At 65.8% G+C, this 25,066-nt stretch carries 25 protein-coding genes and 5 pseudogenes; 23 read left to right on the top strand and 7 right to left on the bottom strand.

Annotated elements, in window-relative coordinates; genetic code table 11:
* Positions 1 to 8 precede the first annotated feature (8 nt).
* Positions 9 to 1,077: pseudogene (locus ACFQJD_RS02915) on the bottom strand (dipeptide epimerase).
* Positions 1,078 to 1,368: 291 nt separating this feature from the next.
* Between ACFQJD_RS02915 and ACFQJD_RS02920 the strand changes: the two are divergent.
* The 7 genes and pseudogenes from ACFQJD_RS02920 to ACFQJD_RS02950 all read left to right on the top strand — a co-directional run bounded on the left by ACFQJD_RS02920 (position 1,369) and on the right by ACFQJD_RS02950 (position 6,968).
* On the top strand, positions 1,369 to 2,703 hold the full coding sequence (locus ACFQJD_RS02920; RefSeq protein WP_379796026.1) for an ABC transporter substrate-binding protein: 1,335 nt from the start codon (positions 1,369 to 1,371) through the stop codon (positions 2,701 to 2,703).
* Complete coding sequence (locus ACFQJD_RS02925; RefSeq protein ID WP_379796028.1) at positions 2,700 to 3,047, top strand: hypothetical protein; 348 nt, start codon at positions 2,700 to 2,702, stop codon at positions 3,045 to 3,047. Before ACFQJD_RS02920 ends, ACFQJD_RS02925 begins: the two co-directional genes overlap by 4 nt.
* 4 nt (positions 3,048 to 3,051) lie before the next feature.
* Positions 3,052 to 3,357 carry a hypothetical protein gene (locus tag ACFQJD_RS02930; protein ID WP_379795968.1) on the top strand — a complete coding sequence of 102 codons (306 nt, stop codon included), beginning with the start codon at positions 3,052 to 3,054 and terminating at the stop codon, positions 3,355 to 3,357.
* Positions 3,354 to 4,013, top strand: coding sequence for an ABC transporter permease (locus ACFQJD_RS02935; protein ID WP_379795970.1), 660 nt, complete (start codon positions 3,354 to 3,356; stop codon positions 4,011 to 4,013). The genes ACFQJD_RS02930 and ACFQJD_RS02935 overlap by 4 nt, the downstream gene beginning before the upstream one ends.
* 167 nt (positions 4,014 to 4,180) lie before the next feature.
* Positions 4,181 to 5,476 (top strand): annotated as a pseudogene (locus ACFQJD_RS02940) (PAS domain S-box protein); the annotation flags it as partial.
* Positions 5,477 to 5,688: 212 nt separating this feature from the next.
* Complete coding sequence (locus tag ACFQJD_RS02945) at positions 5,689 to 6,684, top strand: PAS domain-containing sensor histidine kinase (RefSeq protein ID WP_379796030.1); 996 nt, start codon at positions 5,689 to 5,691, stop codon at positions 6,682 to 6,684.
* Between the two features lie 44 nt (positions 6,685 to 6,728).
* The gene (locus ACFQJD_RS02950) at positions 6,729 to 6,968 is read left to right on the top strand and encodes a hypothetical protein (protein WP_379795976.1); all 240 of its coding nucleotides are present in this window, start codon (positions 6,729 to 6,731) and stop codon (positions 6,966 to 6,968) included.
* A 34-nt stretch (positions 6,969 to 7,002) separates the two neighbouring features.
* On the opposite strand, the gene ACFQJD_RS02955 is transcribed toward ACFQJD_RS02950, so the two are convergent.
* The 3 genes from ACFQJD_RS02955 to ACFQJD_RS02965 all read right to left on the bottom strand — a co-directional run bounded on the left by ACFQJD_RS02955 (position 7,003) and on the right by ACFQJD_RS02965 (position 9,207).
* Positions 7,003 to 7,314 carry a hypothetical protein gene (locus ACFQJD_RS02955; RefSeq protein ID WP_379796032.1) on the bottom strand — a complete coding sequence of 104 codons (312 nt, stop codon included), beginning with the start codon at positions 7,312 to 7,314 and terminating at the stop codon, positions 7,003 to 7,005.
* Positions 7,254 to 7,715 (bottom strand): hypothetical protein, encoded by a 462-nt coding sequence (locus tag ACFQJD_RS02960; RefSeq protein WP_379795980.1) that lies wholly within the window; start codon positions 7,713 to 7,715, stop codon positions 7,254 to 7,256. The genes ACFQJD_RS02955 and ACFQJD_RS02960 overlap by 61 nt, the downstream gene beginning before the upstream one ends.
* Positions 7,716 to 7,842: 127 nt before the next feature.
* Positions 7,843 to 9,207: a PH domain-containing protein gene (locus ACFQJD_RS02965; RefSeq protein ID WP_379796034.1), complete on the bottom strand. Its 1,365-nt coding sequence runs from the start codon at positions 9,205 to 9,207 to the stop codon at positions 7,843 to 7,845.
* Positions 9,208 to 9,362: 155 nt separating this feature from the next.
* Between ACFQJD_RS02965 and ACFQJD_RS02970 the strand changes: the two genes are divergently transcribed.
* Together ACFQJD_RS02970 and ACFQJD_RS02975 are read left to right on the top strand one after the other, a co-directional pair.
* Positions 9,363 to 11,615, top strand: coding sequence for a type II/IV secretion system ATPase subunit (locus ACFQJD_RS02970; RefSeq protein ID WP_379796036.1), 2,253 nt, complete (start codon positions 9,363 to 9,365; stop codon positions 11,613 to 11,615).
* On the top strand, positions 11,612 to 13,525 hold the full coding sequence (locus ACFQJD_RS02975) for a type II secretion system F family protein (protein ID WP_379796038.1): 1,914 nt from the start codon (positions 11,612 to 11,614) through the stop codon (positions 13,523 to 13,525). Before ACFQJD_RS02970 ends, ACFQJD_RS02975 begins: the two co-directional genes overlap by 4 nt.
* A gap of 166 nt (positions 13,526 to 13,691) precedes the next feature.
* On the opposite strand, the gene ACFQJD_RS02980 is transcribed toward ACFQJD_RS02975, so the two are convergent.
* Complete coding sequence (locus ACFQJD_RS02980; RefSeq protein WP_379796040.1) at positions 13,692 to 13,829, bottom strand: hypothetical protein; 138 nt, start codon at positions 13,827 to 13,829, stop codon at positions 13,692 to 13,694.
* Positions 13,830 to 13,843: 14 nt separating this feature from the next.
* Complete coding sequence (locus ACFQJD_RS02985; RefSeq protein ID WP_379796043.1) at positions 13,844 to 14,020, bottom strand: hypothetical protein; 177 nt, start codon at positions 14,018 to 14,020, stop codon at positions 13,844 to 13,846.
* Positions 14,021 to 14,044: 24 nt separating this feature from the next.
* Between ACFQJD_RS02985 and ACFQJD_RS02990 the strand changes: the two genes are divergently transcribed.
* The 5 genes and pseudogenes from ACFQJD_RS02990 to ACFQJD_RS03010 all read left to right on the top strand — a co-directional run.
* A complete protein-coding gene (locus ACFQJD_RS02990) occupies positions 14,045 to 14,236 on the top strand; it encodes a DUF7289 family protein (protein WP_379795988.1) in 192 nt (63 codons plus the stop codon).
* Entirely contained in the window at positions 14,229 to 14,666 is a 438-nt protein-coding gene (locus ACFQJD_RS02995) for a DUF7266 family protein (RefSeq protein ID WP_379796045.1), read from the top strand. Before ACFQJD_RS02990 ends, ACFQJD_RS02995 begins: the two co-directional genes overlap by 8 nt.
* A complete protein-coding gene (locus ACFQJD_RS03000; protein WP_379796047.1) occupies positions 14,663 to 15,745 on the top strand; it encodes a DUF7263 family protein in 1,083 nt (360 codons plus the stop codon). Before ACFQJD_RS02995 ends, ACFQJD_RS03000 begins: the two co-directional genes overlap by 4 nt.
* Positions 15,746 to 15,985: 240 nt before the next feature.
* Positions 15,986 to 16,453, top strand: a complete 468-nt coding sequence (locus ACFQJD_RS03005) for a DUF7261 family protein (RefSeq protein WP_379796049.1) — start codon at positions 15,986 to 15,988, stop codon at positions 16,451 to 16,453.
* 95 nt (positions 16,454 to 16,548) lie between these two features.
* Positions 16,549 to 17,142 (top strand): annotated as a pseudogene (locus ACFQJD_RS03010) (aminotransferase class III-fold pyridoxal phosphate-dependent enzyme); the annotation flags it as partial.
* 703 nt (positions 17,143 to 17,845) lie between these two features.
* Here the strand turns inward: ACFQJD_RS03010 and ACFQJD_RS03015 are convergent.
* On the bottom strand, positions 17,846 to 18,697 hold the full coding sequence (locus ACFQJD_RS03015) for an IS5 family transposase (protein ID WP_379795445.1): 852 nt from the start codon (positions 18,695 to 18,697) through the stop codon (positions 17,846 to 17,848).
* 53 nt (positions 18,698 to 18,750) lie between these two features.
* Here ACFQJD_RS03015 and ACFQJD_RS03020 point away from each other — a divergent pair.
* The 9 genes and pseudogenes from ACFQJD_RS03020 to ACFQJD_RS03060 form a co-directional block, all read left to right on the top strand.
* Positions 18,751 to 19,536: pseudogene (locus tag ACFQJD_RS03020) on the top strand (aminotransferase class III-fold pyridoxal phosphate-dependent enzyme); the annotation flags it as partial.
* A gap of 26 nt (positions 19,537 to 19,562) precedes the next feature.
* Positions 19,563 to 20,084, top strand: a complete 522-nt coding sequence (locus tag ACFQJD_RS03025; RefSeq protein ID WP_379796051.1) for an Lrp/AsnC family transcriptional regulator — start codon at positions 19,563 to 19,565, stop codon at positions 20,082 to 20,084.
* A gap of 159 nt (positions 20,085 to 20,243) precedes the next feature.
* Entirely contained in the window at positions 20,244 to 21,599 is a 1,356-nt protein-coding gene (locus ACFQJD_RS03030) for an ABC transporter substrate-binding protein (RefSeq protein WP_379796053.1), read from the top strand.
* A complete protein-coding gene (locus ACFQJD_RS03035; RefSeq protein WP_379796055.1) occupies positions 21,599 to 22,465 on the top strand; it encodes an ABC transporter permease subunit in 867 nt (288 codons plus the stop codon). Before ACFQJD_RS03030 ends, ACFQJD_RS03035 begins: the two co-directional genes overlap by 1 nt.
* 35 nt (positions 22,466 to 22,500) lie before the next feature.
* Positions 22,501 to 23,046: an ABC transporter permease subunit gene (locus ACFQJD_RS03040; RefSeq protein ID WP_379796057.1), complete on the top strand. Its 546-nt coding sequence runs from the start codon at positions 22,501 to 22,503 to the stop codon at positions 23,044 to 23,046.
* Between the two features lie 17 nt (positions 23,047 to 23,063).
* On the top strand, positions 23,064 to 23,333 hold the full coding sequence (locus ACFQJD_RS03045; RefSeq protein ID WP_379796059.1) for an ABC transporter permease subunit: 270 nt from the start codon (positions 23,064 to 23,066) through the stop codon (positions 23,331 to 23,333).
* Positions 23,324 to 23,605, top strand: a complete 282-nt coding sequence (locus ACFQJD_RS03050; RefSeq protein WP_379796061.1) for a hypothetical protein — start codon at positions 23,324 to 23,326, stop codon at positions 23,603 to 23,605. Before ACFQJD_RS03045 ends, ACFQJD_RS03050 begins: the two co-directional genes overlap by 10 nt.
* A complete protein-coding gene (locus tag ACFQJD_RS03055) occupies positions 23,602 to 24,366 on the top strand; it encodes an ABC transporter ATP-binding protein (protein ID WP_379796063.1) in 765 nt (254 codons plus the stop codon). Before ACFQJD_RS03050 ends, ACFQJD_RS03055 begins: the two co-directional genes overlap by 4 nt.
* A gap of 2 nt (positions 24,367 to 24,368) precedes the next feature.
* Positions 24,369 to 25,066: pseudogene (locus tag ACFQJD_RS03060) on the top strand (ABC transporter ATP-binding protein).

Here is a 25,066-nt window from a genome sequence, read left to right on the forward strand (position 1 = left end):
CGACCGGGTTACAGCTCCGTGCGTAGATGGGGCGCGTCGATTCCGTGTCCCGGGCCCTCGGGTTCGATGTCCGGGGTCAGTTGCAGGTCGACGACGTCGTCACCGAGCAACAGGTTCCCGTCGAGGTCGACATACGAGAACGCCCCGATGCCCGAGACCAGATGGGCGGCCGTGTGGAGGCCGATCGAACTCTCCAGCATACAGCCGACCATGAGGTCGAGATTCGCCGCCAGCGCGATCGACGCGATAGATTGCGCCCCGAGAACGCCCGATTTCCCGAGTTTGACGTTGAGGACGTCCGCGGCTTCGTTCCGGACGATCCGCATCGCGTCGGTCGGCGTGAACACGCTCTCGTCGGCGGCGACGGGGATTCGAATCTGCCGTCGGACCTGCGCCATGCCGTCGACGTCGGTTCGGTGGACGGGCTGTTCGAGCAGCGCGAGATCGACGCCCCGTTCACGCATCGCGTCGGCGAACCGCACGGCTTCTTTCGGCCGCCAGCCCTGATTCGCGTCGACTTTGAGTTCGGCGTCGGGCGCGGCGTCCCGGACGGCGACTACGCGGTCGACGTCGTCCGCGACCGTTCCGCCGGTTTTGATCTTCAGTTCGGTGAACCCCGCGTCGACGAACGTTTCCGCTCGCTCCGCCGCCGTCTCCGGTCCCGCCATGTCGATGGTCACGTCGGTGGTGACCGTCGACGGGTCGCCGCCGAACAGCATCGAGAGGGGAACGTCGTGTTCCCGCCCGACGGCGTCGAGCAGCGCCGTTTCGATGGCGGTCGTCGCCGACACCGCCCCGCGGTATCGGTCCCGCACCGCCTCCACGAGCCGTCGATACTCCCCGAGCGGTTCGCCTCTCAGCAGGTCCGCCGCCTCACGGACGACTTCCATCGACGCGTTCCGACTGTCGCCGGTGATCGGGGGATCGGCGCTCCTCTCCGAGCCCCGTCGTTCCGGTGTCCGTGTGGACGACGACCGCGAAATTGTCCGCGCTCGACTGCGCTTCGAGCGAGATCGTGAACGATTCGCGCATCGCCAACTCCAGCGGCCGGACCGTGACGTCAGAGATCACTGCCATACGGCCCGAGTCGGACACCACGGTTATAACGATGCGGTGGGGCTCCTGCCGACCCGCGGATCGACCGCCTGCGGTCGGATGAGTGCCGCCGTGTCGGTCGCTCTCCGCGCCGCGTCGGCGCGTGGCCGAATCCGCCGCTGACCCGCCCGCGGTGACGGTTCTCGCGGTCGTCCGTCTCCCATCTCCGGAGGGCGTTGGCCGCCCGATCATTTCACCTGTGATTAGTTACATACCCTGCAGTATCGGGACGCTCGCGATACTATTAAGACGTCCCCTCGTCCTGATTTAGCTATGCCTGACGACACCGAGGTAGGCAGTGAACGCCGCCGAAGGTTTCTCAAATATTTGACGGCTACGGCCGGCGCGGGTTCGCTGGCGGGCTGTTTCGGGGGCGAGGAAGCCGGGACGCCGACGAGCGGCGGGGCGACTGACCAGGGTGGCCAGACCGACAGCGGCCAGGACGGATCCTCTGAGAGCGGTGGGGCGAGTTTCACGTACGCGCTCGGTTCGCAACCGGTGAACCTCTCGTGGTGGAAGGCGTACGACGACATCACGAACCCCATCACCGTTCACCTGTACGACACCCTCCTCGAGCTCAACCGGCCGGATATGGAACTGACTCCGGCGCTGGCGAAAGACTGGACCATCGACGACCCGACACATTACGTGTACAATCTGCGGGAAGGCGTGACCCTCCACAACGGCGACGAGATGACCGTCGACGACGTCGTCGCGAGCGCGAACCTGACGACGTCGTCGGAAGCCTCCTCGCCGCTCGCGTGGATGCTCAGCAGCGTCGACAGCTACAACAAAGTCGACGACTACACGCTCGAAATCGTGCTGAGCGAACCCGACGCCACGTTCCAGTACGTGCCGGCGACGCAGGCGATGGGCATCGCGCCGAAAGCAGCGATCGACGAGAAGGGGACGGACCTCGGTCAGGAACCCGTCGGCTCGGGGCCGTTCAAATTCGAGAACTGGCAGAGCGGAAGCCAGGTGACGCTGAGTCGCTTCGAGGAGTACTGGGACGACGACCTGCCGAACCTCGACGAGGTGACGTTCCAGATCGTCCCGGGCGGGACCGGTCGCCTGACGGGGCTGCGACAGGGCGATTTCCACGGCTCCCACTCGCTCTCGACGGACCAGTATTCGGTCGTCGAGCAGATGCAGAACGTCGACCTCCACCGGACGACGTCGTTCCAGACGACGTTTCAGGTCATGAATCTGGAGATGGAGCCGTTCGACAACCCCACGGTCCGCCGGGCCATCAACTTCGCGACCGACACCAAGGCGATCACCGAGAGCGTCGTCGGGAAGTACGGGACGCCGGCCATCAGCATGCTCCCCGAGAACATGTTCGGCCACGTGACCCCGGACGACCTCGAGTACGGCGGCTACCAATACGATCCGGACAGGGCGCGCTCGATGCTCGACGAGGCCGGCCTGACGGGCGACCCTCGCTTCGAGTTCACGCTGATGACGACGAACGCGACGTTCCTTCGGAAACCGTCGATCATCATGCAAGAGCAACTCGGCGAAGTCGGCATCAAGGTGAACATCAATCAGGTCGAGCAGTCGAAGATGCTGAGCGTCTCCCGGGCCCCCTCGACGAGCATCCGGGTATGATCACGTCGTGGTGGGCGTCCGACTTCCCGGACCCGGGCGGCATCCTGAACCCCGTGTTCCACTCGGACTTCATCGTCCCCGACGGGAACAACTGGTTCGGCTACAGCAACCCCGACGTCGACGAACTGCTGAACACGTTGCGGACGAGCGTCGACCAGGCGGAACGGGAACAGGCTGCCAAGGAGGCGAACAAGCTCATCGTGGACGACGCGCCCGCCGTGTTCATGGTGCACCCCGACACGACCCGCGCCCTGAACCAGAACGTCCAGAACTTCGAAGGCGCGATGCCCTCGTTCGTCACCCACTTCAACACGTTCCTCCGCGACGTCGCACTCGAACAGTAGCGCAATGGTCTCGATCCAATCGCTTCGCTATCTGGGCAAACGCCTGATATTCGGCGTGTTCACCGTCTGGGCCGTCACCGCCCTGGTGTTTCTCCTCATGCATCTCGCTCCGGGATCGATCGTCGATACGGTTCTCGGCGGCGGCGTCATCACCGACGAGATGCGCCAGCGCATCATCGAGCAGTACCACCTCGACGAGCCGGTTTACGTCCAGTATCTTCTCTGGGCCGGCGACCTTCTCCGGGGAACCTCGGCCAGTCGTACGCGACCGGACAGCCAATCGCGAAGTTGCTCGCGGACCGATGGGTGATCACGGCACAGATCACGTCGGTGAGTCTGGTGTTCGCGACGCTGCTGTCGATACCGACCGGTATCCTCGCCGGCTACAAACACGGCACCCTGTTGGACCGCGTCCTCACCGTCATCGCGATCCTCGGCGTGAGCGTCCCGGTGTTCGTCAGCGGCGTGCTGGCGCTTCTGGTGTTCTCGTATCACCTCCGACTCGTCCCGCCGTCCGGTGCCGGCGTGGGCGTCGTCGATCGGTTACAGCGACTCGTGCTCCCGTGTCTGCTGTTGGGTGGGACGATCGGAGCCCTGATGTTCCGGATGATGCGGGCGGGGATGCGCGACGTCCTCGAGAAAGATTACATCGAGACGTCCAGAGCGATGGGAATCTCGACCCGGAAGACGGTCGTCAAACACGCCGCCAAGAACGCGCTGGCCCCCGTCCTCACCGTTTCGGCGCTGTGGATCGGATTTCTCATCATCTACGGGATGGTCGTCGAGTACATCTTCGGGATGTCGGGATTCGGACGACTCATCATCAACGCCGTTCAGCAGCGGGACTACCCCATCGTCCTCGTCGGCACGATCGTCACCGCCGTCGTCTTCATCCTCGCGAACATCGTGGTCGACTTCCTCTACACGTGGGTCGACCCCCGGGTCGTCGTCGGTGACAGCGAGTGAGGCGCGCTCCGACTCGGGGCGCGGACCCACGCGCTTCGGGGACGGCGTCCTCGCGGCGTGACGGAAGCGAGCGGCGTAGCTCACAGCGGTAGCGCGAAACCGCGCACTCTACGACACCGCACACAGCGGACCTGACTTTTACTTGCCTGAGGACCGGGAGTAGATGCATGGCACTACTTCGAACCGCTCGACAGCCACGCGTCGACGACTTGCCGGGGGCGGCCGTCGTAGCGCTCGGTGTGCTCGTGTCCCTGATTCCGCTGTACGACACCTGGGACGACGTCTCGAACCTCTCGTGGGCGCTCGTCACGACGTTGCTCGAGAACGCCCCGCTTTTCTTTCTCGCGTTCGGCCTCGTCGGCGGCGGCGTCTGGCTCTCGCGGCGGGACTGGGACCCCAAATACGCCTGGACCGTCGCGAAGTGGAACGTCGGCGGCTTCGCCGCTGTCGTCCTCCTGTACGGTCTCGTCATCTCGCTCCAGCTCTGGTCGATGCACGCGCTCAAGCCGTGGGTACTCGTCCTCGACGGCGTGTTGTTCGGTGCCGTCGCCACGTTCGGGGTCGGCCTCAACAGCGCGCTCCAGCAACGCGCCCGCGACGACCTCGAACGGAGTCGGGAACGCTACCGGACCATCACCGACGACGTCCTCGACGAGACGGAGGTGGCGACGTTCATCTTCGACGACCGGTTCCAGGTCGTCTGGCTCAACGAGGCGGCCGCCGACTACTTCGATCTGGATCGCGAGGCGGCCGTGGGGAGCGACCAGCGCGAACTCGTCGAGGACCACATCGCCGACCGCGTCGCGGAGCCGGCGCAGTTCCGCGAGCGAATCCTCGCCACCTACGACGACAACAGCGACACCGAGCGGTTCGAGTGCCGCGTCGTGGGGACCGACGGCGAGGAGCGCTGGCTCGAACACCGGAGCCAACCCGTCGGGTCGGGGCTCTACGAGGGCGGCCGCGTCGAACAGTACGCGGACGTCACCTCGCTGAAGCGCCGCGAGCAGGAACTCGACATGCGGGAGCGCAAACTCCGGGAACTGTACGACGTCGTCTCGGACACGGCGCTCACGTTCCGAGACCAGGTCGGCTGTCTCGTCGACATCGGCCGCGACCTGTTCGACGCCGAGTACGGCTCGTTCGCGCACATCGACCGGGAGTCCGACGAGTATCGCCTCGAAGTCGTCGAGAGCGAGCGGGGCGACATCGAAGCGGGCGACGTCGTCCCGTTCACTCAGACCCACTGCGAGCGGATGGTACGCGAGGACCGAACGCTCCAGTTCGAGACGCGCCCCTTCGACGTCGATGCCAAGGCGTACGGCACGGACGCCGGCTTCGAGATGTACGTCGGGACGCCCGTCTACGAGAACGACGCGCTCTACGGGGCGCTCTGCTTTCTCGACCGCGAGGAGGCCGACCCATTCGACGACTGGCAGCTCACGATGGTCGAGCTGATGGGGAACTGGATGGGGTACGAACTCAACCGGAAACACCTGCTCGAGGAGAGCCAGCAGCGGATTCGCGAACAGGAGTCCAAATTCGAGGAGTTCGTCGCCGCCGTCGACAACTACGCGATCTTCAGCCTCGACACGGAGGGGCTGGTCACGTCGTGGAATCGGGGGCGAAACGGATCATCCAGTACACCGCCAGCGAGATCGTCGGCGAACACGTCTCGGTGTTCTATCCGGACGAGGCGGTCGCCGACGGCAAGCCGGCGGCGCTGTTGGACGAAGCCGCAGAGACCGGCGAGGCGCGCGACGAAGGCTGGCGGATCCGCGAGGACGGCACGCGCTTCTGGGCCGACGTCACGATCGCCGCCCGCTACGACGAGTCGGGCGACCACCTCGGCTACACGAAGATCGTCCGGGATCTGACCGACCAGCGGGAGTACGAACGCGCCATCGAACACGAACGCGAGCGCCTGGAGTTCGTGAACCGCATCGTCCGCCACAACATCCTCAACGGCCTGAACCTCGTCGACGCCCGGACGGACATACTCGACGCCCAGTTCGTGGCGTCTCCGGACGCCCGACGCCACATCGAGACGATCCGGGACCGCGTCGCGGACATGTCGTCGTTCATCGACACGATCCGGACGTTCATGGACGCCGCCGTCGGCGAGGCGACGCACGAACTTCAGCCGGTCGACCTCCGGGACGCGCTCGACGAGGCCGTCTCGCGCGTTCGGGAGTCGCACCCGGACGCCGTCTTCGACTCGCACGACCTGCCCGACGAGGAGTGCGTCTACGCCGACGAACTCCTCGTCGAGGTGCTGGAGAACGTCCTCTCGAACGCCGTCGTCCACAACGACGAGGAGGTGCCCCGCGTCGAGGTGTGGGCGACCGAGACGACCCGGACCGTCCGCGTCGACGACGAGACGGGAGAGCCCGTTCGCCCGCCGAACGTTCGAGAGACCGAGACCGACGTCGAAGAGCGACCCGCCGTCGCCGTTCACGTCGCCGACAACGGGCCCGGTATCCCCGACGACGAGAAGGAAGCGGTCCTCCAGAAAGGCGTCGCCGAACTGTCCCGTCCCGGAAACGGATTCGGGCTCTACCTCGTGAAGGAGATGCTGCAGATGTACGGGGGGACGGTCGACGTTCGGGACAACGAGGGCGCGGGGACGACGTTCGAGTTGATCTTCCTGCGGGCGGAGTCGGCGGGCGACTGAGACGGGCCGCTCACGGGGCGGCGGACTCGACGGGCCGCCTCGCCATGTCCGAACGTTCTTTCTCCTCGCCGTCCGAGGTACGGACGATGACCGACGACGACCCCGAGGTGCCCATCGTTTGCGAAGCCTGTGGGACGACGACGAGAATTCCCCTCGCCGACGTGGCCGAGATGCTCGACCGACACAACGAACAGCGACACGACGGCGCGGACGTCGCGCAGGTCGACCCCGAACTCGCCGACCAGTTGGCCGACATGGTCGCCGAAGATTTGGGGTTGCTGTGAGGGCCGTCGCGCCCCGCGGCCGTCCGGCCTCGCGTCACTCCGTCCGTCGACTTTCGGGGCCGTCGCTTCCGGGTTCGCCGGACGTTTCGTCCGAATCGCCGGACGCGTCGCCCTCGGATTCGCCGGATGCCTCGTTTGAATCACCAGTCGATTCGTCCGAATCGCCGGACGTCTCTCCGGCCGAGTCGGTAGACGCGCCGCCTCCCGTGCCGTCGTGGGCCCGAATCTCGTCGCGCACCACGTCGGCGAACTCGGCGGGGTCGTACACCTCGTCGACGGAGACGGTCAGGTCGCCGCTGGCTCCGGAGCGAACCGCGACGTTGCCGAGGCCAAACAGGAGTCCCACGCGCTCCGCCGTTCCTCGACGGCTCGTACCTTCTCGTGGGGCACCTCGTTGCGGATCAGCGAGATGAAGCGGTACTCCTCGATGACGCGCTGATTGGTCACGAAGTACGTCGTCAGGGTGTTTCGCCAGTAGCGATGGACGCCGCGCGAGAACAGGTACAGCCCCAGCGCGAGCACCGCCGTCGGGTAGACCAGCGGCGTCTGCGTGAAATACAGCAGGTAGCCGCCGACCCCGAGAAACGGCACGGAGACGAACGCCTCCGCGAGGGCGTTCCGCTGGGCGGGGTCGCGCTCGTCGACGACGGCCTCGTTTTCCCGCATCCGCGGGGCCTCGGGGGCCGCGACGAAGTGGACGTACAGCCCGACCCCGAAGACGAAGAGGCCGAAGACGATCAGCAGCATTCCGACGATCGGCGGCGTCTCCGGTCGCGGTCCGACCACCGGATACCCCCGGCCAGATACGCGCCGACGACCACCAGCGGCAGCGCAAAGAGCGTGCTCCAGACGGCCGGGAGTCCTCGCGCCACTGTCACTCACCCCTGAAGAGTTCGACGAGGATGGCCAGAATCGAGGTGATCGTTCCGATGATCGTCAGCGTCGTCTGATCCAGCGGCGTGTCCCCACACCGGGTGAAGAACCCGCGCTGACAGGTCGGCGCGGGCGTCGCGGTCGGCGTGAGTGTCGGCGTGGGCGTCGCGGTCGGCGTGAACGCCGGCGTGGGCGTCGGCGTCGCGGTCGGCGTCTCGACCCCGTCCTCGACGGTCACGGGCCGGCTGACGATCGATTCGTTGGCGACCCAGACGCTCTGGTCGGTTCGGTGCGCCGACAGCGGGAAGGCCGCGCGCTCGACCTGTTCGTAACTGATCCGGAAGACGACCGTCTCGCGCTCGCCGGGAGGGACCGACGCGCGCTCCGTGGCGACGACGGCCCCGTCGAGCCGGTACGTCAGTCGGCCGTCGAACGCGACCGTGTCGACGTTCCGGACGGTGACGTTGGCGACGTACGTCTCCCCGCGGCGCACGTCGTCGGGGCCGTTGAACGCTTCCGTGACCAGCGCCGAGGCGTCCCCGGTCGGCTCCCCGACGAAACGGACGGCGTCGCCGTCGCGGCGGCCGCCGTCGGCGACGACGGCGTGGTCGTACGTCGTCCCCTCCCGGAGGGTCGCGCCGGCGGCTTCGAGGGCGGAAACCGTAACCGCGAACGCGACCCGCTCTTCCTCGTCGTCCGCGACGGTCACCGTCTTGGTGGTCACGTTCGCCCCGTCGAAGCGGTACGTGACGCGGCGCGTGATCGTCGTGTTCGCGGGGTTCGACAGCGTCGCGAGCACGACGAACGACCGGTTGCGCGTGATCTCGGCGGGTGCGCCGAACCCGCTCACCGCGAGATCGACGTCGGGCGTCACGCGCAGATAGCGGGCGACGCCCGTCCCGCTCTCGTTGCGAACGCCGTGGACGTACGTGCCGACGGCCACCGACTCGTTCGTCGACCGCAGCGACGCGAATCGGACGTCGAACGCCGTGGTCCGCGTCTCGCCGGCGTCGACGGTGACGTTCCGAACGGCGACCGCCGTTCCGTCGAACACGTACTCGATCGACTCCGTTCCCGTGACGTTGCCCCGGTTCGTCACCGTCGCCGTGACGCTGACGTTCTCGCCGCGCCGCACCCGCTCGGGTGCGGTGACGTCGCTGACGACGATCGGCGCGTCCGTCGTTCCGTTCGCCGACGGCTGTGTCGTTCCGTTCGCCGACGGCTGTGTCGTTCCGTTCTCCACCGGCTGTACCGTCGTCGCCGACGGCTGACCGGATGCGGAGACGGGGGCTCCCGAGACGAGGACGAGCGTGACTGCGACGCCGAGGATCACGAGGGAAGGGAACCGTTCAGGGTCTGCGGGCACGCGTCCAGTTTCCAGCCGACTCGTTATAAAACTCCGAGTGAGCGGGTGGTCGCATCGGTGGCGAGGTGGCGCGTCGGACCGAGCCGTCATCGCCCGATTATCCATCTAGATAATCACGGACGAATTTTAAATACGAGCGCGCGGGATCGCGTGCCATGTCCGACGGACCGTCGCTAGAGATCGGTCGCGTCCCCGAGGAAGACGGGGAGGAAGCCGTCCCTCCGCCGCTGCCCCCGGGCGATCCGGACGCGTGGTACGCGACCGACGTCCGCTCGCAGTACGAGATCCACCCGGGCGTCGTCGCCACGATCCTCGAAACCGAACGAGGCTTCGAGTATCGAATCCGAGAACCGAGTCTCGGTCCGCGCGTCGACCGAGCGCTCTCGCGGGTTCGCGACCACTTCACCGTCGTCAACCGCCGCCGGCCGCTGACCCGGGAGGGTGCTGTCGAGCGTGCGGCGCGCGGATTCGAGCCGAAATACCGGCGCGTCCTCGACCGCCTGCTCGACGTGTCGCCCTCGGCGTGGCGGCGCGTCACCTACCACGCGCTCTGTGAACTCCGGTTGCTCGACGAACTGACGCCGCTGGCGCTCGACGACCGCATCGACGTCGTGGACGTCGTCGAGGACGACGGTCGGGTGGTCGTCCACACCGAAAACTACGCGCCGGCGACGACGCGATACGACGCCGACGCGCCGTTCGTCGACCGGGTGGCCGGCGAGCGCCTCCGGAAGTACACCGTCGACTTCGCGGGCTTCGACGTCGAGGTGGTCATCTACCGCGAGAACCTCCTCGGCAACGACCACTTCTCGACCAAGTACGCCGTCCTCGAACCCGACCTGCTGCCGGGCGACGAGAACCTCATCGACGAATGCAAGGAGCGCATCTGGGAGGCGAACGTCGACGACGTAGTCGAGAACCGACACGCTTTCGTCCGCGAGCGTGCGCGACAGTTCCTCTCCCGTCGGCTCACCGCCCGGAACACGCGGGCGTGGCTCGAGGCGACCCGCTACCGGATACGGGCCGCTCTCGCCGAGTACGGCCTCGCGCTCCCGCCGGTCGACAGTCGGTACGCCACCGACCGCCTCGACGACCTGGTCTACTACGTCCTCCGCGACTACGTCGGCTACGGTGCGCTGACGATCCCGATTCGGGACTCGCATCTCGAAGACGTCGAGGCCAACCGCGTCGGGGAACGCGTGAAGGTCATCCCGCGCGCGGACGAACTCCCGGTCGGTCGCGTGCCGACGAATCTCTCGTTCGACGACGAGACGGAGTTCGTCAACATCGTCACGCAACTCGCCGCCCACGACGGCACCGAACTGAACGCGAGTCGCCCGAGCGCGAAGGTGAATCTCGACCCGCCGGGCGTCGAGGAGACCATCCGCTGTGCCGTCGCCCTCCCGGTCATCTCCGAGGACGGCCCGCACGTCTCCGTCCGCAAACAGGCCAGCGACGCCATGACGCCGGTCGACCTCGTGGGTCACGGGGCCATCTCGACCGAGCTCGTGACGCTCCTGTGGCTGCTCTACGAACACCACGGCGTCGTCCTCTTTTCGGGACCGACCGGCGTCGGCAAGACGACGCTCATGAACGCCCACATGCCGTTCGTCCCCTACGACGACCGACCGGTCAGCATCGACGAGGGGTCCCGGGAAGTCCGACTCCCCCACGAGACGGGCATCTCGCTCACGACGCGCGACCACGAGAACGAGTACAAGCGCGTCTCGATGGCGAAACTGATGACCGAAACCAACTACCTCAATCCGGACGTCGAGGTCATCGCCGAAATCAACACTCCCGCGAGTTTCGAGACGTTCGGCGAGACGCTCAACACAGGCCACGGCGTCATCGGCACGACCCACGCCGAGAACGTCGACACGCTCATCAACCGCGTCATCGAGCAGGGACTCCCGCCGTATCTGCTGCGCGAGATCGACCTGGTGGTCTTCCCGCACCACGTCGACGGCGACCGGTACGTCAGCGAGGCCGTCGAACTCCTCTCGGAGTCGGAGTACGAGACGCTGGACGACCGTGACGGGACCGGCCACCTCCGCTCCGGCGTCGTCGAGAAGGGCGGGCGGACGCTCTACTGGAACAGCGTCGCCGAACGCGACACCGACGGCACCTTCCGCCTCGATTACGACCACCCGCAACTCGACGACGATCGGCGGGCGCTCGGCTTCCGCCTCTTTCACCGCATCGCCGACCGGACCGACCGGGACGTCAAGGCCGTCGAAGCCGAGTTCCACCGCAAGCACCGCTACGTCAAGTATCTCGTCCGCGAGGACGTCACCGACTTCGACCGGCTGTTCGGATTCATCTCGGATCTGCGGACCGACGAGGCGGCGACGGTCGAACGCATCCGGCGGCAACGCGCCGACGGCGAACGGGGCGGATCGGCGTGACGGAGGGGACCGTCGCCGCCGCCGAGCCCGCGCCCGCCGCGGCCTCGCTGTCGGCGCTCGATCGGGTGCTGTACGCCCTGTTCGCCCGTAACGCCGACAGCGGACGCCACGCCCGCGACCGACGCCACTACCGCGGCACCGACCTCCGGATCAGTTTCGACGTCTTCCTCGCCCGCGTCTACGGCGCGTCGTGGGTCGTCGCCGTCGTCGTGGCCCTGGTGACGGGACTCGTCGTCGTCACGGCGTCGCCCGACCTGCCGGACGCGATCGCCGCGGTTCTCGAAGCCAGTCTCCCGGTCGTTCGACGGGACGGCCTCCCGTACGTCCCGCGGATCGCCGTCGCTGTCGCCGCCGCCCTCGTCGTCGCTGGCGCTGCCAAGGCGGCGACCGTTCGCCTCGGCGGGCGCTATCTCGCGTGGCGTGCGTCGGCCCGCCGAAGCGACGTCGAACGCACGATGCCCGGTGCGGTGCGGTATCTGTACGTCCTCTCGTCGGGGAGCGACGGCCACCGCGAGATGCTCCGAAAGGTGGCGAGTACGGACGCCTACGGCGAGACCGCGGTGGCGACCCGGAAGGTGTTGAACACGACGGCGCTCACCGGGAGCCTGAACGAGGGACTGCGACGGGTCGCCCGCGATACGCCGTCCCGCGAACTGCTCTCGCCGTTCCTGTTGAAGTTCCGCGAGCACGCCGAACAGGGCGAGGAGGAACTGGCGACGTATCTCCAGATGGAGAGCCGGATGCTCGGCCACCGGCAGGACCGGGCCAGGCAGCGCGCACAGGGCTTTCTCGAACTGCTCTCCGAGATGTTCATGGTCCTGCTCGTGTTGCCGACGCTGCTGGTCATCGTGTTGACCGTCCTCGCGGTCATCGCTCCCGGACTCTCCGAACCGGTCGCGACGCCGCTGGGCACGATTTCCGCGCGCGCCGTCGTCGTCTACACGAGCGCCGCGTTCGTGTTCGTCCTCGGCGTCGGCGCGAGCGCCGTCGTCGGCGAACTCCGGCCGCCGGGACAGACCGTCGCGTACGAACGACCGGCGTCGGCGTCCGACGTCGTGCTGACGGCCGCTATCAACCCGGCGAGCGCGGCCGCCGTCGGCGTCTTCGTCGCCGTCGCCGCGGCCGGCGCGCTCTGGTACGAGGGCTACCGGCCGACGAACGTGGTCTTGCTCGGCTACGTCGCCTACGCGGTGCCGGTCGGCCTCGTCTCCGTCCGCCGGGCGCGACTCGACGACGCGAAAGACCGGCAGATAAAGGATTTCGCCCACGCCGTCTCGGGGCACGTCAACCTCGGGCGGCCGTTTCAGGAGGCCGTCGAGATCGTCGCGCGCGACGTCGACTTCGGCGCGCTGAACCCCGACGTGGCCGATTTGGCGCTGAATCTGAGCTTCGCGACCCGCGAACCCACCGACGTGGACGTGCGGGCCGCGGCGCTCGATCGGTTCGTCTCCCGGGTCGGAACGCCGCTGGCCGAACAGTCGGTCGGGCTGGTGACTGGCGCGCTCGACGCCGGGAGCGACGCCGGCGCGGTGTTCGACACGCTCCAGACCGAAATCGGCCGCCTCTACCACGAGAAGCGCGAACTCCGGTCCAATCTCCTCGTCTACGTCGCCGTCGGATGGACGACGGCGTTGCTCGTCATCGGCATCGCCGTCGCCGTCGGGATGCAGGTGTTCGACGGGTTCGCACAGCTCTCCTCCGTCGAGGGACCGGGCGGGTACGTCCTCAACGCGACGGCCATCGACCTGCCACGGGAGCGCTTTCGCATCTACGTCGTCACGCAGGCGACGATGCTCGCCTCGGGGTGGTTCGCGGGGACGGCGAGCCGCGGTCGGTACGAGGCGCTGTTGCACTCGGGCTCGCTCGTCGCGGTCTGTTACGCCGTCTTTGCCGGGGTGGGTATGATATGACCGCTCGCCGGGGGCAGACGGCCGTCGTCGGCGTCGCGTTGCTCCTCGCGATGACCGTGTTGAGTCTCGCCGCGCTCACGGCGACGATCGGCACCGTCGTCGAGGATAGCTCGCGGGCGGCGGAGACGGGACGGGTCGTCCGCGGCTTCGACGCCGCCCTCGACCCTCACGCCGGGACGCCCCACGAACGACGGATCGCCGTCTCTGCGGCCAGTTCCGAACCGCCGCCCGAACGGTCCGTCTCGTCGACGGCCCACGAACGCTCGCTGTCTGGCGGGCGGACGCCCTCGTCTACGGCGAGCACTCCGCTCGCGTCGCTTACCTCGGCGGTGCCGTCGTCACGGGGCGTCCCGGGAGCGCGAACCTCCGCGTCGAGCCACCCATCTCGACGGGCGAGGGGGCCTGTTCGTCGGTGTCCCGACGCTCGGGACCGACGGCGTAACCGGATTCGCCCCCGGGGCGGACGGCGCGATCCTCCGCACGAACGCCACCCACGACCGTCGGACGTTCACGAAGCAGGTGGGGTACGGTCTCGCCGTGGAGACGGCGACGCCCGGCGTCTGGGAGCGGTTCTTCGAGGATCGCGGCGCGAGCACCTCTCGCCGGGAGTTCGACGACGACGGCGTCGTCAGCGTCGTCGCTCGGTTCCCCGCCGTCGACGAGGCGTCCGTCACCGTTCACGACCTGGGGCTGGTGATTCGGCGTGCCTGACCGCGCCGTCGCGCCCGTCGTCGGCAAACTGCTCGAAGCCGGCATCGTCGTCCTCTTTATCGTCCTGTTGACGACGGTGCTCTACGGCGGCGTCGTGCCGTCCTACCGGGCGGCCGTCGGTGCCGAACTCGGCGATCGGACGCTCGTCTCGGCGGCGGACCGCGTCGAATCGGCCGTCCCGGAGACGGGCGACGCCGTGTCGGTCGAACTCCGCGTCGACCTCCCCGAGACGCTCCGCGGCGCGGGCTATTCGATCCGCGCCCGCGGGCGGGCGCTCGTGCTCGACCACCCGCATCCGCGAATCGGCGGCGAGACGGCCCTCGGCCTTCCGTCGAGGGTCGTCCGCGTCGAGGGCGAGTGGGAGAGCGCTCGGCCGGCCACCGTCGCCGTTCGGGGAAGCGGGGACGGGCTTCGGGTGACGTTACGATGAACGCGCCGTCCCGCAGGGCTCAGGCGAACCTCTTCGCGCTGGTCGTCGCCCTCGTGTTGCTCACGACGGTGACGACGCTGGGCGTCGCCGTCGCCGACGGCGCGCTGGCGGGTGCGGACCGCAGCCCCGCGGAGCGCCACGCAGCGGCCGCCGTCGCAGACCGCCTCGTCGTGGCCGACGCGCCGTGGACCGCCGAGGCGAACGTCGTGAACGGGAGCAGCGTCGAACGGCTGACGGCCGCGGACGTCGACCGTCTCGCACCGGCCGCGGAGGGGCGTCCGCTCCGGATCGCCCTCGACGACGAGACGGTGGTGCAGCGACGAACGCCCGTCTCCGGCGTCACCGTTCGTCGGGGCGTCCTCGTCGCGACGTGGACGCCCGTCAATCGGACGGTGAACGTCTCGCGTAGTCGAACCGTTCGCCTGCCGCGCGGCGTCGAACGCGTCCGCCTGCGGATCGATGCGGGCGCGGATGCGACGGTGAAGTCGGTCCGAGCGAACGACCGCGTCGTTCTCCACGCACAGCGAGGCGTGGTGGGGACGACGACGGTTTCGCTCTCCGCGACCGGGCCGACGACGCTCCGGCTGGTGACGGCGACGCAGAACAGTTCCGGGACGGTCGCGCTCGCGTATCGTCGCCGGGAGACCACGGCACGGACGCTCACGGTGACCGTCGATGGCTGGGGACAGCTCTCGCTGTCGGTGTTCGAGGCGGGCGTCGGCGTCCTCCTGATTCTCGGCGTCGCCGCGGGGTTCGGCCTCGGCCTCGCCGGCCCGCCCACCGACTCGGCACAACTCGATCGGTACGCGGACGACGCGGCGACGACGCTCGGAGCGACGCCGGCGACGGCCGGAAACCGGACGCTCCTCGAAGCGCTCGCGCACACGCCGGCGTCGTTCGAGCGCGAACGGCCCGCGGCTCGGTCGCATCTCACGAAACTCGTCCCGGCGACGGTTCGGATCCACGTCCGGACGCCGGTCGGGACGTTCGGCCCCGCGCCGCCGTCGACGGTGGCCGTCGGCCGGACGACGGCGTCGACGCGGCACGGACCCGTCACCTTGGAGGCGTGGTACGGATGACGGACGCTCCGCGGGGACAGCTCGTCCTCGTGGCCGCCGTCGCCGTGGCCGTCGCCTTCGTTCCGATGCTCGTCGCCTACGTCCAGTTGGGACACCATCCCGACGTCCGGTCGAGCGTCGACGACGCCGACGCCCTCGCGGACGCCGACGGCTATCTCCAGCGGTCGGTCCGGGCGGCCACGGCTGCCACGGCGGGCCAGTACGCGAACGGCAGCGAAGACGTCGTCGCGACGCGGGTCCGTGACCGACTCGCCGCCGACCTGCGCCGACTGGACGACGCCGGCGCTCGACGGGGTCGACTACGCCGTCGCGTTCAACGACACGGCGGCCGATCGGTTCGCCGAGACGCACTGTCCCGGCGGGGAACTGCGCGAGTTCGAACCGTGCGCGGCCACCGGCGGCGTCGTCGCGCAGTCGCGGGCGAACCAGACCGTCGTCGTCGCTGCGGCGTTCGACGTCACCGCCCGGAGCGCCCGCGGCCACGCGTCGGCGACGTACGTCTACTGGGGCGTCAACGGGAGCGTCGCCTCGACTCACGTTCCTGGGGTGCACGGACGCGTCGTGAACGCGGGCGTCGACCCCCGATCCACCGTCGCTCCCGGACCCGCCGAGCGGACGGCGTTCCAGCGGAGCGGTCCGTCCCGTCGCCGTCGCTCCGCTCGCCACGAGATGGATTATATTTCCGAAGAAACGAGAAAATGGGGCTGAACGCACTATTCAGAGCGGATTAATTGAATCAAATTTCATTGTTTCATGGTTTAGCCAAAGATTAATCAGGGGTGGATCAGTGATTGGCATATAGCATGTCGGAACAAGAGCCTACGAGCGGTTCAGAACTGAACGAAGTCGAGCAGACGGACAAAGAGCACGTCTTTGGGACGTGGTCGTTCCAGAAGGAGGTGAGTCCGACCCAGGTCGTCGACTCGGACGGCGTTCGCTTCACGACGGCGGCCGGCGACGAGTATATCGACTTTTCGGGTCAGTTGATGTGTTCGAACCTCGGCCACTCGGCCGACGCCGTCGCGGACGCGATCGACGAGCAGGTACGCGAGACGGCGTACATCGCGCCGAACTACACGACCGAGGCCCGTTCGGAACTCGGCCGGAAGCTCGCGGAGGTGACGCCGGGTGACCTCTCGAAGACGTTCTTCTCGACGAGCGGAACGGAAGCGACCGAAGCGGCGATAAAGATCGCGCGCGCCTACACCGGCAAGCAGAAAATCGTCTCGCGCTACCGCTCGTATCACGGCGCGACCTACGGTTCGATCAGCGTCACTGGCGACCCCCGCCGACTGAAAGCGGAGCCGGGGATTCCGGGGACGATCAAGGCCCCCGACCCGTACGCCTACGGGTCGACGCTCGATCCGATGGAGAGCGTCGGCCTTGTTGAAACCCTCTGGTGATGACAACTCAGCCCATTCTGCCGAGATCTATTCCCTTCTTATTGAAGACGACGCTCACTAAACCAACTGTAGAAGGTTACGGCCAGCCGGTTGGCAACTCGTCCTGATGGTCGTGCATCAATCTGAGAAGGGGCTCGATCTCCTCGAACTGTGGGCCGCGTGTGATAGTCCCGGTATCCCGATCCCAATCGACGAATCCTGCATCGGCCAGTTTTGGGAGATGGGCGTGATAGAGTTGCAGGTGTAGTGTGTCAGCGCGTCACCATCTTCCTCGTGCCCATCCGCGCTCAACTCCGATGCGATGTCGTCCTCATCCTGCGGGTTTTGCTCTGCAACAGCCATGAGAATGCGGCGGCGGTACTCGTGGCTGAGAATCTCGAACAGTTCACTCAGTGATCCGCCATTCCCCTCGATTTTTTTGCTGACATTTGCTGATCGCTCTTGTTGCGAAACGCGTCACCTGGTGATGCGTTCCGCGCAACCGATGCGCGAAGAGAAATGGATGACTGCGAACGGGTACTCCCGTTTCAAGCAGCGCCCACCGTTGGGGCTAAACGCACAGTGTGTGCTGGGCTCCGTACGGTGTCTTGGTTCCCGAGAGGGAAATGGTTGTGGGTGTTGTAGCATGATTGTCGAATTACTGCGACGTGGTTTCAGCAAAGCTACCACGTCTCTTCACCATCCGTCGGTATCGGCACTACGCCGATCCACAGTTGTTCTCGGCGACTGCGAACGCCCGCTCGATGTTATACACGACGCACTTGATGACGAGTTCGCGGAATTGCTTCCACCAGCGGCGCGACCGCACGAACGCGCCGAATTTCTGCTTAATCGCCGCGTTGACTGTCTCGTTCATGTTTCGTCGATTGTAGAGATCGCTGTCCAGTCGGGCATTCCACGCCTTGTGGAGGGGTGTGAACTCGCGGTGCTTGATGACCGGGCGAATATCGAGCTCCCGGGCGAGTTGCCGGAGCTTCTGGTCGTCGTAGCCCCTGTCACCGGTCAAGATCGAGATGTACTGTGCGTTCCGTTTCACTACCTGTGGTGCAATCTGCGTATCGTGCTTTCGCGTTGTCGTCACGTGAACATCGAGAATGGCGTTGGTCGCTGTATCGACCAACAGCGTCGTCTTCAATTGCTGTATGGTGAGGTTGGTTCGCTTCGTGTAGTGAGTTGATGCATGCGCCCGCTCGAATCCGGACGCATCAATGCCGATGACACCGTTCAGCGGCACGTCCGCAAGTGAACCGTTCAGCAGAACCCGCCAGACGGCCATCTCTAAGCGGTCGAAAGCCTTGCAAAGTGTCGAGGGCGCGGGGATCGAATCGAGATCAAGGGCGTCACGAATGCGAGGCATCTCGATGAGCTCATCAACGAGGTCGCGGTAGGTGGTCGTCTTCTTCACCTTGAGACAGAGCAGAACGACGTGCTGGCGGAGCGTGAATCGCTTCCGTGAATATCGAGTCGAAAACCGAGAAACGGTACGGCGAGCCAGCACTATAGCTCGTTCAACGAAACGGAGGAGACGTGACTTCGGAAGGGAAACCATCCTGTCTCAGACTACTCGTCCATCATGTTTGCCAGCAAGGGTTTCAACAAGGCCAGAGCGTCGAATACATCGACGAGATGCTCGAACTCGAGGGCGATACGGTCGCCGCGGTGCTCGTCGAACCGATCGTGGGTTCGAACGGCATCCTCGTGCCGCCGGACGAGTATCTCCCGCGACTCAAAGAGATCGCCCACGATCACGGGGCTCTGCTCATCTGCGACGAGGTGATGGCCGGATTCGGCCGGACCGGCGAGTGGTTCGGCTGCGACGTCTTCGACGTCGAACCCGACATCATGACGATGGCGAAAGGGCTGACCGGCGCTTACCAGCCGCTCGGCGCGACGATCGTCACCTCCGAGATCGCCGAGCATTTCGAGGAGAACATGTTCTGTCACGGCCACACGTACGCCGGCCATCCCGCGGCCGTCGCGGCGGGGAACGCGGCGATCGACACCTACCGCGAGGAGAACCTCATCGAACGCGCGAGCGAGGTGGGCGAGTACCTCGGCGAGCGGATCGAGGACCTCGCGGAGAAACATCCGAGCGTCGGCGACACGCGAGGCGTCGGTCTGTTCCGCGGCATCGAACTCACGAAACACCCGGAGAAACGCGTCCCGTTCGGTACGCGAGAGGACAAGATCAGCCCCGGTAGCACGGTCGTCGACGAGGTGTCCGCGCGGGCCAAAGAACACGGCACGTACGTCGCGAACATGATCAACACCCTGATCATCGCGCCGCCGTTGACGATCACCGAAGACGAAATCGACGAGGCGATCGACGCGATCGACGCCGCGCTCGAAGTCTCCGACGCCGCCATGGATTCGGTCTCTACGACGTAGGCGCTTCGTCCGAAGTTCTCTCTCCTATGAACGACACATTACGGTCGATACCCGACCTCGACGAGACCGACCTCGCCATCCTCGAACGAATCGAGGACGATTTCGACGTCAGCCTGAAGACGCTCTCGGACGAACTCGACATCTCCCAGTCCGCGATCCACTACCGACTGAACAAACTCAAGGAGAAAGGCGTCATCGAGGGCGTCACTGCCGACGTCGACCCGCTCGCGTTCGGCCTGGAGATGGTCGCGATCACCGACGTTTCGGTCACTCACGAGACGGGCTACTCACAGAACATCGGCGAGAAACTGGTCGATATCCGCGGGGTCGAACGGGTCTACTACACGATGGGCGACGTCGATTTCGTCGTTCTGAGCCGCGTCCAGACGCGCGATCAGTTGAACGACCTCGTCGACCGCGTCGTCGCGCTCGAGGGCGTCAACGAGACGTCGTCGAAGTTCGTGATGCAGGAGTTCGACAGCGACGCCGCGGTGGTGGCGAACCTCACTCCGGAAGCGCGGGACGCCGTCCTCGACGCCGACGGGTGAGGAGCCGTCGGCCGTCGACCGGAAATATTGATCTTTGTTCTAGGTTTGGCGATATAGTGACACAATTTTGCTAATGTCGGCTCCTGTCGCTAAATTACTCTGATAATCGAGATGGTGGATCAGCAAATTTAAATGGCGCTATGGTAGATAGGCGAACCGATGTCACGAGAGACAACCGCAAGCGATAGCACCGAGAAAGGCGACCCGACCGGTCAGAGCGGGAACACCCGACGTCGGTTCCTGAAATCCGTCGCGGTGAGTACGGGCGCGGTCTCGATCGCCGGCTGTACGGGACAGTTCGGCGGTGGAGGCGGCGCAGAGCCGATCAAGATCGGGACGCTCTACGACAACAGCGGCCCCATGGGATTCGTCGGCAAGGGGAAGGACGCGGCCACGAAGATGTGGCTCGAAGAGCAGAATCACACGCTCCTCGACCGGGAAGTCGAGTGGATCGACTACAACCCCGCGGGCGACAACACGAAGTACAAGAACCTGACCCGGAAGCTCATCCAGCAGGACGACGTCGACATGATCTTCGGAGCGCTGCTGAGCTCGAACCGGGAGGCGCTCCGTCCGATCGTCGACGAGAACAAACAGCTGTTCAGCTACAACGACTGGTACGAGGGCGGCGTCTGCGACGAGTTCATGGTCCTCAACACGACCCTCACCTCCCAGCAGCGCCCCCTGATCGACTTCATGGTCGAGAACTTCGGCTCCGACTACTACGCGCTCGTCGCGGACTACAACTACGGGCGCGTCAGCAACCGCTACGCGCGACATTACGCCCAAGAGAACGGGGCCGAGCCGGTCGGCGAGGAGTTCATCCCGCTCGAAGTCTCCGAGTTCGGCTCGACGATAAACCGCATCAAAGAGGAGGACCCCGACTGGATCCTCAGCCTGCTCGTCGGCTCGTCGCAGCTGTCCTTTTTCAAGCAGGCCGAATCCGCCGGAGTAGACCTCCCGTACGGGTCGCTCGCGAACATCGCGGGGACGTACGAACACGTCAAATTCGAGCCGCCGGTGATGTCCGACACGTACTCCTGTTTCAGCTACTTCCAGGAGATTCCCACCGAGCGAAACCGGCAGTTCGTCCAGAAGTTCCAGGAGAACAACCCGGATTACACGAAGGAGAACGGCGGGTACGTCTTCCTCTCGATCGCGGACGCGTGGAACGCGATCAGGTTCTACTGGAAGGCAGTCGAGAAAGCGGGCACCGTCGATCAGCAGGAGGTTCTCGCGGCCTACGAGGACGGTCTCGAACTCGAATCGCCGAAAGGGACGATCACGTTCAACGGCGAGACGCACCACGCCACGCAGAACATGTGGCTCGCGAAGGTCAACGACGACCACAGCATCACCTTCCTCGACCAGGGCGGCAACGAGACGGATCAGCCGATCGCCGAGAACGTCCAGACGAGCGAGTGGTTCCGCAACCAGTGTAACCTGGTCGAAGACAGCACGTGGGACGACCCGAAGACGGAGTATCTGACTCCTGACGAGGGTGATCTCGCTTAATGGCAGTCGTCGAGGAACTTTTCCGATTCCTCGTGTTGATGCTGAGTTTCTTCGGGACGCTCGCACTGGCGGGCATCGGCCTCGCCATCATCTTCGGCATCATGGGCATCATCAACTTCGCCCACGGGGAGTTCATCATGATCGGCGCGTACTCGACCTCGATGGCCTACCAGTTCGGACTCCCGCTGATCGCGGCGATCGGCGTCGGCGGACTCGCGACGGGCGTCTTCGGACTCGTCGTCGAGCGCCTGCTCATCCGCCACATGTACGACCGGCTGATCGACACGCTGGTCGCCACCTGGGGATTGAGCCTCATACTGACGCAGGTGGTCCGGATCCAGTTCGGCGGCTCGTTCGCCGGCGTTCCGGTTCCGTTCGGAACCTTCCAGTACGGGGGATTCAGCGCCTCGATGTACAAAATCGTGCTCGGGTTTGCGGCCATCGCACTGTTCGCTCTCGCCTACGTCATCCTCATGTACACCGACTACGGACTGCAGGCGCGTGCCGCGATGCAGAACAAGGACATGGCGCGGAGTTTGGGCGTCCAGACCGACCGCGTCTACATGCTGACGTTCTTCTTCGGATCGGTGCTCTCCGGCGTCGCGGGCGGCCTGTTCGCCCCGCTGACGGTGTTGACACCGTCGATGGGGAGCGACTACATCGTCAAGGCGTTCGTCACCGTCATCGTCGGCGGCGCGAACGTCATCGTCGGCACCTCGGGGGCCGCGCTGTCGCTGGGGTTCATTCAGACGCCAGCGTCCCAGATCTTCGGAACGCTCGGCGGCCGCGTCGCGCTCCTCGTCACGACGATTCTCATCATTCGCATCCTGCCGGAAGGCATCTCAGGGGTGGTTACGCGTGACTGAGAACGCGCTCGCCGTCCGAACCGAGGTGGAGCGCCGTGACTGAGGACGTCACCGACGAGTCGACGGGCCGCATCGCTCGCGTCCGCGATCTGCTCGAAGGGCAAAACACCCTCGGGAACTCGACGAAGTTCTGGTACGGGTTTCTCGTCGTCGTCGGCGTCGTCTTCGTCTACCCGCTCTTTACGAACCCGTATATCCTCAAGGTCAACACCAACTACTTCATCTGGATTCTCCTCGCGCTCAGCCTCGCGGTCGTCTGGGGCTACACCGGGATCTTCAACTTCGGACAGACGGCCTTCTTCGGCGTCGGTGGCTACACCTTCGGCATCGTCGGGATCACCCTCATCGACGTCACCGGCGGGACGAACGTCGCGATCGTCGCCGCCGTCGTCGTCGCCGCGATCGCCAGCGCGTTGCTCGGCTATTTCATGTTCTACGGCGAGATCAGCGGCCTCTACGTCGCTATCCTCACTCTCGCCGTCGCGCTGACCGGGAATCTCATCCTCACCCGGACGACGAACACGACCATCGGCGCGGCGGAACTCGGGGGAACAACGGCATTACCGGCATCCCGTCGCTGACGTTGGGTGCCGGACCGATGTCGTTCAAGCTGGGGATCACCGTCCAGTACTACCTCGTCGCGGCCCTCCTCGTCGCGACGTATCTCGGGCTCAGGATCCTCCTGAACTCCTACTACGGCTACGTGCTCCTCGCGATTCGGGAGGACGAAGACAGGACTCGAATGTTCGGCTACGACGTCCGGAATCTGAAACTGATATCGTTCTCGCTCACCGCCAGCCTCGCCGGGTTCGCCGGCGCGCTCTACGCCGCGTGGGGAACTTCATCGACCCGAGCATCATGGGACTGACGCTCGCGTCGCTGCCGATCATCTGGGTCACGGTGGGCGGTCGCGATACGCTCATCGGACCGATAGTTGCGGCCTACGCCCTGCAGTCGATGTCGACGAAGTTGTCGACGGTCGGCAGCGGCTACACGAACATCTTCCTCGGAGCCGTGTTCGTGCTCGTCGTCCTCTTCTTCCCGGACGGGCTGATTCCGGCCATCGTGAACTGGTGGGAGGACCGCAAACAGGGCGCGGCCGAATCCGACAGCAGGCGATCCGCGGAGGTCGACGCATGACATCACGAGAGCAACCGACATCCGAGACGGACGAGCGACTCATCCTCGAGACGGACGGGCTGACGAAACGATTCGGCGGACTGACCGCCGTCGACGACGTCGACTTCGAGTTACCCGAAGGCGAACTCCGCTGCCTCATCGGGCCGAACGGGGCGGGCAAGAGCACGTTCCTCAAACTGGTGACGGGCGCACACTCCCCGACGAGCGGAACGGTTCGATTCGACGGGGAGGACATCACCGGCCTCGAACCCCACGACCGGGTTCGCCGGGGGATGAGTCTGAAGTTCCAGCAGATCAGCACGTATCAGGCGCTCACGGTCGAACAGAACCTCCGGGTTCCCACCCAGCGGATACGCAGCGGTCAGGAGGCGACCGACCGAGTCGAGGAACTACTCGACATCATCGGGTTGTCGGACCGCCGCACGGAGCGCGCGGGGAGTCTGGCCCACGGGGACCAGCAGTGGCTCGAAATCGCCATGGCGATGGCGACCGATCCGAAGCTACTGTTGCTGGACGAGCCGACGGCCGGAATGACCGTCGAGGAGACCCAGGAGACCGGCGAACTGATTCAGGACCTCGTCGACGAGGGGGTCACGATTCTGGTCGTCGAACACGACATCAACCTCGTCAGACAGATCGCGGACCGCGTGACGGTGTTACACCAGGGTCGGATCTTCACCGAGGGAACCGTCGAGGAGATCACCGCCGACGAGGACGTCAAACGGATCTACCTCGGGAAAGCCGCGGAGGGTTCGGCATGAGCCTGCTCGCTCTGGAAGACGTCAACGCGGGCTACGGGCGAACGCCCGTCCTCCACGACATCTCCATGGACATTCAGGAGGGGAAATCGTCTCCCTCATCGGCCGTAACGGGGCCGGGAAGTCGACGCTGATGAAGACGATCATCGGGTTGCTCTCGCCCACGAGCGGCGAGATCAGCTTCCGCGGTGAGGCCGTCACCGACGATCCGGCGGAGCGCCGCGCCCGACGCGGCATCGGCTACGTCCCGCAGGACAAGGAAATATTCCCCCGCCTCACCGTCCACGAGAACCTCAAGGTCGGCCGCTTGGTCAACGAACGCAGCGACGAAGAACTGTTCGAAGAGATGTACGACTACTTCCCGATCCTGGACGAGCGCCGCCAGCAGCGAGCGGGTACGATGAGCGGTGGGGAACAGCAGATGCTGGCCATCGCTCGCGCGCTGGTCGGAGCGCCGGACCTCCTCCTGCTGGACGAACCCTCGGAGGGCGTCCAGCCGACCATCGTCGAAGAGATCAGCGACGCCGTCAAAGAGATCAACGACGACATCGGGACGACGATCTTCTTCGTCGAACAGCACCTCGAGTTCACCATCAACACCACGGAACGGTGTTACGTGATCGAGACCGGCGAAATCGTCAACGAACTCCCGCCGGACGAGCTCCGGGATTCGGAGGTCGTCCAGCAACACATCACGGTGTAA

Source organism: Haloplanus sp. GCM10025708 (assembly GCF_042663985.1).
GTDB classification, from domain to species: Archaea; Halobacteriota; Halobacteria; order Halobacteriales; family Haloferacaceae; genus Salinirarus; species Salinirarus marinus.